The 11,864-nt window shown below is 59.5% G+C and carries 7 protein-coding genes; 5 read left to right on the top strand and 2 right to left on the bottom strand.

The features are described 5' to 3' along the window. Positions 1-71: 71 nt before the first annotated feature. The 3 genes from L6R21_13380 (at position 72) to L6R21_13370 (ending at position 6,254) form a co-directional block, all read left to right on the top strand. The gene (locus L6R21_13380) at positions 72-2,597 is read left to right on the top strand and encodes a hypothetical protein (GenBank protein MCK6560182.1); all 2,526 of its coding nucleotides are present in this window, start codon (positions 72-74) and stop codon (positions 2,595-2,597) included. Positions 2,598-2,661: 64 nt separating this feature from the next. Beyond that, positions 2,662-3,690: a PorV/PorQ family protein gene (locus L6R21_13375; GenBank protein MCK6560181.1), complete on the top strand. Its 1,029-nt coding sequence runs from the start codon at positions 2,662-2,664 to the stop codon at positions 3,688-3,690. 308 nt (positions 3,691-3,998) lie between these two features. After that, positions 3,999-6,254 carry a hypothetical protein gene (locus tag L6R21_13370; protein ID MCK6560180.1) on the top strand — a complete coding sequence of 752 codons (2,256 nt, stop codon included), beginning with the start codon at positions 3,999-4,001 and terminating at the stop codon, positions 6,252-6,254. A gap of 8 nt (positions 6,255-6,262) precedes the next feature. On the opposite strand, the gene L6R21_13365 is transcribed toward L6R21_13370, so the two are convergent. Beyond that, positions 6,263-6,667, bottom strand: coding sequence for a putative toxin-antitoxin system toxin component, PIN family (locus L6R21_13365; protein MCK6560179.1), 405 nt, complete (start codon positions 6,665-6,667; stop codon positions 6,263-6,265). After that, positions 6,664-6,882: a hypothetical protein gene (locus L6R21_13360; protein ID MCK6560178.1), complete on the bottom strand. Its 219-nt coding sequence runs from the start codon at positions 6,880-6,882 to the stop codon at positions 6,664-6,666. The genes L6R21_13365 and L6R21_13360 overlap by 4 nt, the downstream gene beginning before the upstream one ends. 138 nt (positions 6,883-7,020) lie before the next feature. Between L6R21_13360 and L6R21_13355 the strand changes: the two genes are divergently transcribed. Continuing rightward, positions 7,021-9,093 (top strand): heparinase II/III-family protein, encoded by a 2,073-nt coding sequence (locus L6R21_13355; protein MCK6560177.1) that lies wholly within the window; start codon positions 7,021-7,023, stop codon positions 9,091-9,093. A 9-nt stretch (positions 9,094-9,102) separates the two neighbouring features. Continuing rightward, complete coding sequence (locus L6R21_13350; protein MCK6560176.1) at positions 9,103-11,409, top strand: hypothetical protein; 2,307 nt, start codon at positions 9,103-9,105, stop codon at positions 11,407-11,409. Positions 11,410-11,864 lie beyond the last annotated feature (455 nt).

Below are 11,864 nucleotides of genomic sequence, written 5' to 3'. Positions count from 1 at the left end.
CGCCGCCGCCGCGCGGCCCGCTTCAGCCGTGATTCGAACTTTGCGTTCTCCACTCTATCGTGAGGAAACCTATGAAATCAACCAAATTCCTTGTCATACTTGTCGGACTCCTGGCCGGAGTGCTGTTCCAGCAGGATCTCCTGGCTCAGAGCCTCGCCAAACCCAATGACCCCTATCCCAAGGTCGGCGTCATCACCGCCGGCGATCTCTGGGATACGTTCGCGCCCACTTGGGTGAGAAAGACGTATTACGAGCAACAGGACAATCCCAACCAGTCCTGGTATTTGGTGCGCGTCGGTAATCTCGAGCGGCAATGGACCACACCGACCCAGAACATCGCCGGCACCGACATGCATATTCCGTGGAAGCAGGCCATCGAGATGATCGAGTACACCCCCGGCATCAACAACTTCACTTCCTCGACCGATCCGCGGGCCAAGGATTATCTCTATGCCTTTGAGACCAGCAAGGTGAGCCTGCCGGCGCCCTACAACCAGCGCCTGGCGGACAATGCGGCGCAGTGGGTCGATCCCAATGCGCGCAACCAAATTCTCTATCAGGCCGAAGGCCCGACCAACATGGGCGTCTATGTGAAGATGCGCGTGCGGCAGTACGCAGTCAACCACGCCAACATGAACGACTTCATCGCGGTTGAATTCGAGTTGACCAACACCGGTGTGCTCGACGCCGACGGCAACGGCACCCCGGAGAGCACCAACAACCGCATCAACTGTTTGGTGCTCAACATGCGCAGCGAGCCGATCAACAGCATGACCAACAGCCTGGCGGGCACGCGCGGCACTTCCGGCTGGTTCACCGGCGTCATTACCGGCTACGATGCCACGCCGGACGAAAACGGCAATCCCTGGGATGTGCCGGTCAATTTCAGCGGGCCCTCGCCTGGTGATCTCACCACCACCCGGACTTTTACCACGGCCTCAGGCAAGCAGGTCACCATCCCGTGGGCGGTGGACGGCAAGCGCACGCTGGGCAATACCATGAACCCGCGGCGCTGGTATCAAGATCTGTACGTCGGCCACCAATGGATCGCGGCGAAGCAAGGCGCGCTGCCCGCCAACGGCAGCAGCGTGGCGCAACCCGACAAGAAGACAATTTACGACAGCCACCCGGTGGGCACCGGCGCGCAACGCGGCTGGTTCACCTCCGTGAGCAAAGGCTACGGCAACAACGATCACAATGCCTGGGAAAACCACATTCTTTCCATGGGCACCTGGTATGCCAACGGCGGCAAGATTTGGGACCGCACCAAGTTCGAGCTGAAACCTGATCCCAACTGGTTTGACACCAGCAAACCCTATGTTGAAGGCGATCCGCTCTCCTTCGTCGGCATCGTCAAGCCGGAAGGCCAGCGCGGCCGTCCCGATGGCAGCATGAAGTACAACAACTCCTGGGTGCAGAACTGGGAATTGGGCAACCCCAACGCCAAAGATGACTGGACCGAAGGCTATTCCTACTCCCACGGCTTTGACGGCGACTTCTACGTGGGTGTCGGCCCCTTCTCGCTCGAAGTGGGTGAGACCATCAATATCGTGATGGTGGAGTACATGGGCTTCCGGTTGCAGGGTGCACGGCAGTCGCGCAAAGCGGCGCAGTGGGCCTATGACAACAACTGGAACGTGCCGACCCCGCCGCCGACTCCCGACATGAAGATCGAGCCGAGCGTGGGCGTGAAGGTCAACGTGAAGTGGGACAACCGTGCGGAAACCGCGGCGGATTTTGCGGGCTACAAGATTTACCGCACCACCGCCTTCCCGCGGGTGAATTCGCTCGAGGTGGGCACCCGCATCATGGAGACCTATCATCAGCAGACCAAGGCCAACCCCACCGATGCCGAGCTGGCAGCGCTGGGCCGGCCCAACAATCCCAACATCAGCACCGCGGCCGATTTCTACCGCGTGCAGGATCCCAACGCCTGGGGCCCGTACAAACTCGTGCGCACCATCCCGAAGGCGGAACTGGCCAACTTCCTCAACACCGGCACCGACGCCGGGCAGTACAAGTACGTCTTTGAAGACATCAACGAGTTGGTGCAGTTCGGCTTCAAGTATTGGTACTATGTGGCCGCCTACGACAATGAAAGCGGCAACATCGCCGGCCAGCCCTTCACCAGCCTGGAGAGCCACAAGAACAACTGGAATGGCGCCTCGGGTCTGTGGGAAGGCACCTATCACTTTGCCACCGGCAACTCCTTCTTCCCGAAGACGCTGGATGGCCTGAAGAAGGTCGGTGCGGATTTCATCTTGAAGGCACCGCTGGCGGATGCGGCCAAGATTGCGTCAGGCGACTTGAAGATTCGCGTCAAACCGAATCCCTACAAGAAACAAGCCCTGCATGACACCGGCCTGGAGCACAAGATTCTGTTCTTCAATCTGCCCACCGGCACGAAGATCACGATTCTCGATGTTGCCGGCCAGGTCATCGATGTGCTGGAATTCACCGGCACCAACCCGAATGACGGCACGCTGTTTTGGGACATGTTCTCCAAAGACGGCATTGAAGTCACGAGTGGCTTGTATATCTACGTGGCGGAGTACCCTGGCGGCCAGCAAACCGGCTACTTCTCGATTCTGAGATAACCGCTGCGGTTGATTCGCGTCCGTTTTGAATTTGCGCAGTTTTCCACTTTTTTGGAGATCAACTATGAATCACATACAACGCCTCATCGCAGCGCTGTTGGTGGTGCTCGTGACTGCCGGCATGGGCTTCGGCCAGGTGAAAAAGACCGGACTCACGGGCGCGGCGTTCTTGAAGGTCGGTGTCGGCGCGCGCGCCGTAGCCATGGGGTCGGCCGCGACCTCGGTCTCCGGCGACGTCAACCAGATGTTTTGGAACCCCGCCGGCATTGCCTTGAGCAACAACCAATGGCAGGCCACGTTCACTTACAACCGGTGGATTGCCGACCTGACCCACAACGCCGGCGCCATTGCGCATGATTTTGGCGATTTTGGCACCCTGGGCATTGGCTTTGTGACCCTGGGCGTCTCCGGGATCACCGCCGATCGCGATGCCGTGCCCAGCTTCCTGCTCAACACCTTCAAGCCCTATGACACCGAAACCGCCTCAACCTATGATTATCTTGATCTGGCGGTGCAGGTGACGTACGCACGCAACTTCACCGACAAATTATCGCTCGGCGCCACGGTGAAGTTCATCCGCCAGGGCATCGATGATGTCAGCGCCACCAGCTACGCCTTTGATTTCGGCTCGCTCTACAAGCTCGGCTTCCGGGGCGCGGTGATCGGCGCCCGCATCAACAACCTGGGCCGTGACCTGAAGTTCTACGACATCGGCTCGCCGCTGCCGCTGGTGTTCAGCGTGGGCGGTTCGATCAACGTGGTGCAGGCGGAACAGTACACCGTGGCGTTGCTCGCGGATGCCACCAAGCCGCAGGATTCCGATCAACTGATCTTCGCCGGCGGCGAGTTTTCCTTCACTGACAAGCTGGCGTTCCGCGGCGGCTACAAGTTCAACTACTCCGGCGTGACCGACTCCAAGCGCAACGAGTTCGATCAGCGCAAGATCGAAGCGCGGCGCACCGAGGAAGGTTTCTCCGCCGGTGCCGGCCTCAAAGTCCCGATGGGCGACAACCGGGTGGTGCTGGATTATGCGTTCACGGAATTCGGCATTCTCGACACGACGCACCGCTTCTCGCTGAATTTGACGTTCTGAAGCCTGCGTCGCGCCCATGCGTTGTGAATGCTCCCAGGGACGAGCGCCGCCTTGGGAGCATTTTTTGTTCGCAGTGACTGCCGCGGTCGGCTCCGGCCGGGCGGCAGGGCAATGTTGCGAAAGTCGCCGAAGATGCAGTTCGCGCTGTCACCCTCCGGTCTTTGGCGACTTTCATGATCTCTGCTCGAAGTTTTGTCATCTTGAATATCTCCGCGAATCTGCCCCCGTGCGCTCGACGGCAGAGGCGCGGATTCCCCCTGCGACCACACTTGTATCGACTTGATCTTTTGGCCAACGCAATGACCCGAATGACCATCCTTCCCATCCGTTCCATTCTTTTGCTGCTCATGATCCTCTCGCTCCCGTTCTCGGCACAACCGCAAAAATCGCAGTACCTGGATTACATCAACCGGGCCGTGGCCCACGCCTGGCAGAAGCATCCGGAAGTGATTGCCGCTTGGCAGGCCAGAGTCAATCCCAGCGAGCTGTGGGGCTACAACTCACCGGCGGAACCGATTTACCTCGCCGATGCCCTGGGATTCCTGTATCAGGAGACGCGCGAGAAGATTCATGCCGAGCGCGCGGCGCAATTGCTCGCCGAGTATGGCGATTTGCGCCAAGCCTATCCCAAAGACTACGCCAAGACGCGCGCGGAATATGTGAACGGCATTCCGGCGCTGGCGAATTTCTTCTTTCTGCCGCCCTACGTACGCGCCTACTTGCGCGTGCGCGACAGCGGCGTGCTCACCGACCAGAGGCGGACGAAAATCGAAACCGACTTGGCGCACAGCCTGGACTTCGTGTTTCACTTTCCCGAATGGGGCGCGCACAATCGCGCCATGCTGCGCGCCGAAGGGCTGTATTACGGCAGCCTGGCGCTGCCGAGCCATCCGCATGCCGCGCGGTGGAAGCAAATGGCCGAAATCATCGCCGGCGACAATCTGCGCCAGTGGGAAGTCGAAGATGCCAGCATCTATCATCCCATTTGGCTGCTGTCGCTGTTTACCTATGCCGAGATCAGCGGGCGCGAGGAGCTGTTCGATTCGCCCATGATGCGCTATTATGCCGAGTATTTCAAACGCCTCTTCACCCCGGCCCACAATATTCCCGACTTCGGCGATGCCAACTGGAATCCCACCTGGGATCGTTACATCGCAGTGTGCGAACGGCTGGCGAGCCGCTATCGCGATCCTGAGCTGAAGTGGGTGGCGGAGCGCATGTTCGCGAAGATGACCGCGCTCTATCCGCAAACTGGCACGGGCGCCGCCTCCACCTTTGCGCTGGCGCAGCAATGGTGCGATAGCACGCTCACGCCGCAGCCGCCGCACTCGCTGAGCCAGGAAGTGCTGGATGACGTAGTCGGCAAGAAAATCGTCTTTCGCAACGGTTGGGATCCGGCCAGCACTTATCTTCTGCTCAACTACCGCGACGAAGGCGAGGGCGGCTTTGTGCATCGCGAGTTCTTGCGCCACACGCTGTCGGTGGAAGAGGAAAAGATGCACCACGGCCATTCCGACGAGAATGACCTCTCCCTGCTCATGTCCGGCGGCGCGGTGTTGCTGCATGACGGCGGCTATCGCGACGGCCTGCCGAGCGGGCCTTACGGCCAGTTCCGCGCCGACTATTTCCACAACCGCCTGGTGGTGCGCAAGAACAAGCGCGACAACCGGCAATCGCTGCAGGAATTCGTGCGCAACTCCGGCGCCTACCGGCCGGTGCGCACGCAAAAAATCGACTTTCTCACGCTGCGCGAGGTGGACATGAGCCGCACGCGCCTGTATGATGACGCGCTCGGCTATGCCTGGGACCGCATCGTCACGTATCTCAAGGAGCAGAACCTGTTCATGGTGATCGATGCGGTTGAGGTCAAGCAGACGGATTACTACACCTTCACCAACTTCTGGCACACGCGCAAGATTCACGAGCAAGGCGAGAATTATTTCGTGACCACCATCGATTCCATCGGCAATCTCGCGCTGCCGCAGAACGAGCGGCTGCTCATTCGCTTTTTGGAGACGCGCGCCAAGACAATAGGCACCTACGCCGAGACCCGGCACTATCAAGACGAGATTGCGATCTATCAGACGCAAGCGAGCCATTATCGCGCCGGCGACTATGAGATTTTCGTGACGGCGCTGATTCCGCTAAGAGCCGGCGAGCAGGCCGCGGCTAAATTGCCCGAGCTGCGGCTGCTGCCGCTGGCGGCGTTCCCGGCGGCGGTGGGCCTCGAGATCAAGGACCGCGACCGCGTTTCGTATCTCTGTGTCAAAATCGATCTGCACGCGGAGTTGGTGCGCGAGAACATCCGGCCGCGCTACACCTGGGAGGCGGGCCGTGTCGCCTACGGCGATGTGGAAACCGACGCGCATTTCGCGTTCGTTACGCGCGCAGGCGGCACGCTGCGCTACTCGGCTTCCGAGGTTTTGAAAGTGATCTACCAAGGCAAGGTTTTGATGGAAGCTTTGCCCAACACCCACGGCCTGCAGCTCGACGGCAGCCCTGATCGCGTCGGGTATGTGAAGTGGCGGTATTGGGAGGATAGTGTGTCAATGAGATCGAGGTAAGGAAAATCTCATGGACGGCGGGATTCGTAGTCGATGAAGTCCGTTGGGGAGAGAATGTCGATCGTTTCGAGACGTTTCAGGCCGGTCAAGTCCTTGTCACCGGTAATGATACAGGCGGCGCCCGCTGCCAGCGCCGTTGCCAGGATCATGTCATCCTCCGGGTCGCGACAAATCGGCGTCTTTAGTGCAACTGGCGTAACCGTCTGCATTTTGGATTGCAAGAGATCGAGGGCTGCTGCAACATCATTCGGATTCACGTGAAACTTACCGACGAGATTATTGCTCAGCTCATCCATGATGAATTCTGAGGTGAAGAGTTCATGGCGCTCAAAGCAATGCTCAAGCAAACGGCTGCACAGCCCTCGAGCAATGAAGGCTGCTATCAGGACGTTCGTGTCGAGGACTATCCTCATGAGACCCGGTCGAAAACGTCTTGATCGGCAAAAATGCCTTGAGCCTGCACCTGCTTGATCATGCGCTCGCGCAGCATCCGGAACCGGCGCACAAATAGATACTCTTCGAGAGCGGCGCTCACGAATTCGCTAGGGGTAATACCCTCTTCCTGCAGGGCATTCTTGAATTCCAGATCGAGATTCGCAGGTAAGGTGATGCTTATCTCTTCAGGCATGGCGGTTGACTCCTTGGCAGTTTGAACTCAGCAAGATGCGCCGGAAATATAGCAAAAGCGTCTGCAAATGCAAGACGTTTGATCGAACCTGTAGATCGCAAACCTGACTTCGCCGATTCAGCCAACAAAGGGACGCCCATGCCTTCTCGCCGAGAATTCCTTCAGATCACTACTCTCAGCCTGCCCGCGTTGTACTTGTCGAGCTGGCGTACCGGCTTCGCCACTCCCGGCGCGGAGCTGCGCTTTGCGTTGTTTTTCGCGGAAGACCGCCTGCCGGACATGCGCCGGCATTACGCCGAGAACCCGCTGTTCGCGCCGCTGCGCACCCGTCTCGCGGCATTTGACCGGGCGAAAGAGCGCCAGTTTCTCAAGAAAGAAGTGCGCTACAACGATCACCTCTATCACATTGTCCGGCTCAGTGACGCGGCCCAGCAACTGGCCTTTCATTATTTGATGACCGGCGACAAAGAGGCGGCGCGCTTGTCCGCCGATTGCCTGCGCACCATGATGCGCTTCCCCAAGTGGGACTATTTTCTCGAAGCTGGCAAGGAGGTCATCGGTATTCAACGCGCCTCCAGTTCGGTGATTGCCGCTGCGTTGTGCGCGGACTGGCTGGGCAAATCCGTGTCGCCCAACGAGCGCGCCGAGTGGCTCGCGATCATGGGCGAGCGCGGCTGTGAGCCTTGCTTCCGCAGCTTGTACGGCATGCGCCATCCCGAGGCTGTGGTGGGATGGAGCATGGATCCCACCAGCACCTACTTCGAGCATCGCCCCGGCGATCGCGTCGATCTCAGCAATTGGCCGCACATTCTGGACAAGACCAACCTCAAAGCCGTGCCGGCCTCGGCGCTCGCCATCGGCGCGGTGGTGTATCAGCAACACTTCGGCAAAAGCGCAAACACCGAGCGCTGGCTGGAGCAGGCGATCTTCAGTCTGCGCAGCTTCGCTGAAATTTTCAGCCGGGACGGCTCCTACAACGAAGGCGTCTCGTACGGCAACTACACCGCCCTCAACCTCGTGCAGGCGACCGCGGTGCTGCAGCGGTTTCAGGTCGCCGATTTGATCGATATGATCAACTGGCCGGGCCACGTCGATTATGCTTTCGGCATGGCGATGCCGGTGCAGGATGATCCTTACGAAATCGTGAACTTTGGCGACAACGGCAACGCCAAGTCCGGCGAGGCCGGCAAGCCCAAGCGCAGCGCGGTGCCCATGTGGGTGGCGGCGCAATTTCACGATGGTCGCGCCTTGTGGTTTGCCGAAAACCTGGGCGGTGAGTTGGATGAATGGTCGCTCGCCTGGCATCCCGCGCAACTCAGCGCCGAAGCGCCGCCCGCCGGGCCCCAGCTCTGGCACTCGGATCTCGATTGGATCGTGGCGCGCACGGGTTATGCGCCCGCCGACTTGGTGGTGGCGATGCGCAGCGGCGGGCCTTCGAATCATGAGCATGCCGATCGCAACAGCCTGATCGTGAAATGCTTCGGCGAAACGCTGGTAGCCGATCCCTATCGCCCGCCCTACAGCTTCAGCGACCCGAGTTGGATGATGCGCACCACGCTCGGTCACAGCGCGCTGTTGATCGACGGCAAGCCGCATCAGTATCACGATGGCTCGCAGGGCACGAATCCCTCCGAGGCGGTGGCGCGGGTGGTGCGCACGGGCGAACGCGCCGGTTATTTTCACTGGACCAGTGACGCCACGCCGGCTTATCAGTTGGTCATTCCCGAGGTGCAGTCCGTCACACGCACGGTGGTGGTGCTGCATCAATTTCCGGCGGTGTTGGTTCTTGACAAAGTCAGCAAAGCGGTTCAGCCCGCGACCATTCAGGCGCGCTTCTTCGCCTACAATCTCGATGGCAAGGGTAGCGTGAATGCGAACGCGGACGGCTTTGTCACGCTGCGGCCGTTGGCGCGCCTGCTCGCGGTGACGGCCAGCGGCCAGGGCATTCACACCGAAGCCGGCCGCTTGCCCATTCCCGCAGAGGTGGCAGCCAAACATCCCTTTGCGGAAGTCTCGACGCACACCCCGGCGCTGGCGCCGTTTTTGGTGACGGCTCTGCTTCCTGCCAGCGCCGTGGGCGCGCTGCCCTCCGCTCAAATCACTCGCGCGGGAGAGAATATCCTCGTCATTCGCCTCGCACAAAACGATCGCACGCTCACCTGCCGCGTTTATGATACCGGCACGATTCCGGAGTTTGAGATTCATGGTTGAGAGGAGCGCATGAAAATTATTGGCATGTTGGCAGCATTGCTGACCATCGCGGTGGCCGCGAGCGCCCAAACCAAAGCGGTTACCAAAGCCGAGTATCTGGCCTATGCCGTGCCGGCGGCGGAAGAAGGCTGGCGCAATGTCGCCGCCGAGGCCGCGCGTTGGCGCCAAAACATCGACACCAACAACGTCTTTGGTTACCTGCCGCCCAATAATGAAGTCTATCTCGCGGCGTTGTGCGCCAATCTCTTCGAGATGACGCGCGACCAGAAGTATCTCGAGCGCAGCCGCTCGCTATTGCGCAACTATGGCGAGCACAAGCAGGCCTATCCCGCCAATTACTACAAGACCCAGGCCCAGTTTGCCCGCGGCTTGCCGGCGCTGCCGAATATCTTTACGTTCAGCAAATATGTGCATGCTTACGCCGTGCTCAAGCAACACGCGCGGCTGAGCGCAAGTGAGCGCGCCACCATCGAAAACAACATCGCAGAGAGCGCCGACTACTTTGTGGATTTTCAGGAATGGGGCGCGATGAACCGCGCCATGCTGCGGGCGGAGGGACTGCTGTACGCGGCCAAAGTCCTGCCGCAGCATCCGCGGCAACCGCATTGGGCGACCATGGGCAATGCCATTGCCAATGACAATTGGGGCCAGTGGGAAATCGAAGATGCCACCGGTTATCACGCCGTCTGGCTCTATTCGCTGCTGGGCTATGCCAGCGACATACGCGCAGACGAGAGCCTGTATCGAACCCCGGTGATGAATTACTACTTCCACTACTTCCTTGCCTTGATGAGTCCCGCGGGCCTGGTGCCGGATTTCGGCGATGCCACCTGGGGCGGCGGCTGGGAACGCATGATTCCTTTCTTTGAAAAAGGCGCGGCGGTATATCGTGACCCGCGCTTGCGTTGGGCCGCGGCGCAATACTTTCGCAAATTCCTCACGCCGCTGCCGGAGCGCAAGAGCGTGTTCATTGCCCTCACCCTGGCCGAGACTTGCCGCTGGGCTGATTTCTCGCTGCCGGCAGAGGCGCCAACCGGCGGCAGCCAGGAAGTGCTCGAAGACATCGTGGGCAAGAAGATGGTCCTGCGCAACGGCTGGCAGCCGCACAGCACCTACCTGCTGTTCAACTATCGCGATGAAGGCGAGGGCGGCTGGCTCTTCCGCGAGTATTTGCGCACCACCATCCCGGTGGAGGAAGAGAAGATGCACCACGGCAATTCGGATGAGAACAGCATTGTGTTGCTGATGAAGAACAACACCGTGTTGCTGCACGACGGCGGCTATCGCGACTTCATGCCGAGCGGGCCTTTTGGCGCCTATCGTGCCGATTATTTTCACAATCGCGTGGTGGCGCGCGACGGCAAGATCGCGCTCGGGCAGAAAGCGGGTGAGTATCGTTATGCCTCGCCGCAGCGTGCCGCGGTGCCCGGCCAAAGCATGCTCGATTTCTTCCGCACCTCCGGCGCCTATCGGCCGGTGCGCACACAGAAGATTGATTTCCTCACGCTCAAGCATTACGACTTGGGCCGTACGCGGCTCAGCGACGATCATCTCGGCTATGAGGCCGATCGCATCATCAACTACGTCAAAGAGCTGGACTGGTTCGTGGTGTTCGACGTGGTCCGTTTCAAAAAGGACACCTATCTCACCCTCGCCAATCTTTGGCATACGCGGCAGATTCTGGCGCAGGGCGAGGGTTGGTACGACACCGCCTATGACTCTCTACAGACTCTCTCGGTGGCAGGGGAGGAGCGGCTGTTGATTCATTTCCCGCTGCGCCACACGCTGACTGAAGGTGTGGAAACGCAGCAGCGCTATTGGCAACAGGAGAGAGTCATCTATCAGATGATCGGCCGGCACGGTTATCCCAACGACCTGCAGGTGTTCGTGACGGTTTTGATTCCGCATCACCAAGATCAAGCGCCGGAGCAACTCGTGCAGCAGGTGAAGATGCTGGAGGTGGAGAGCTTTCCCGAGGCCGTGGGATTGACCATCACGACCCCGCAGAAGAAATATCTCATCGGCGCCAAACTCGATTTGCAGGCGGAGCTGGTGCGCGACTGGCGCCGGCCCAAGTACACCTATGGATCCGGCAAAACACGCTATGGCGATTACGAGACCGACGCCTATCATCTGTTCGTGGTGGAAGATCAGGACAAGATTCACTATGCCGTCACCGGCGCGGTCAAGATTCAGTATCGCGATCGGGTTTTGCACGAGCAGGCGCCCTCGCAGTTCAATCTCAATTTCGACGGCAGTCCGGACCAGCCGGGCGTGGGCAAACTGCGGTATTGGGAAGAAGAAGTCGAGAAGTAGCCTGCAGTTGAAGCCGCAGGCTGAGAGGTGTAAGCTGTTGGAGACTCATCGGTGTCAAGCCTTGACTTGTAAACCGCTCCGGCTGTTGCGGGACGCGCCGAGCGGAGTCCCGTGGGGACACTCGAGGTTAGGTCACCAATTCACTGGTGGGAAAACGAGCCCCAATTTCTTCAAGAGTCCCGTAGGGATGAATGAAGGATGAGCCCTCATCTCAGGTTCAATCGTCCCCAGCGGAATTACAGCATTGTTCCTATGCGTGTGCAGGTTCGCAGTCATGCCCCCTCGTGGGGCACTGTTGCAACCGCGAATGCATTGGCTGCAAACGTCGCCCACCAGGGGCGGAGATTGCAAGCCTTTTCATTCAATTGAGAACGACTGTAAAGCATGGCAAAGTCTCTTCAGCTTTCGGATGTCCCTGCGGGACAAATTCACGATTTCTGGCTGGCGACGAATGG

The organism is bacterium (genome assembly GCA_023150945.1).
Classification (GTDB): domain Bacteria; phylum Zhuqueibacterota; class Zhuqueibacteria; order Zhuqueibacterales; family Zhuqueibacteraceae; genus Coneutiohabitans.
Note: the sequence above shows the minus strand (reverse complement) of the source record. Positions and strands in the feature narration are given on the sequence as shown.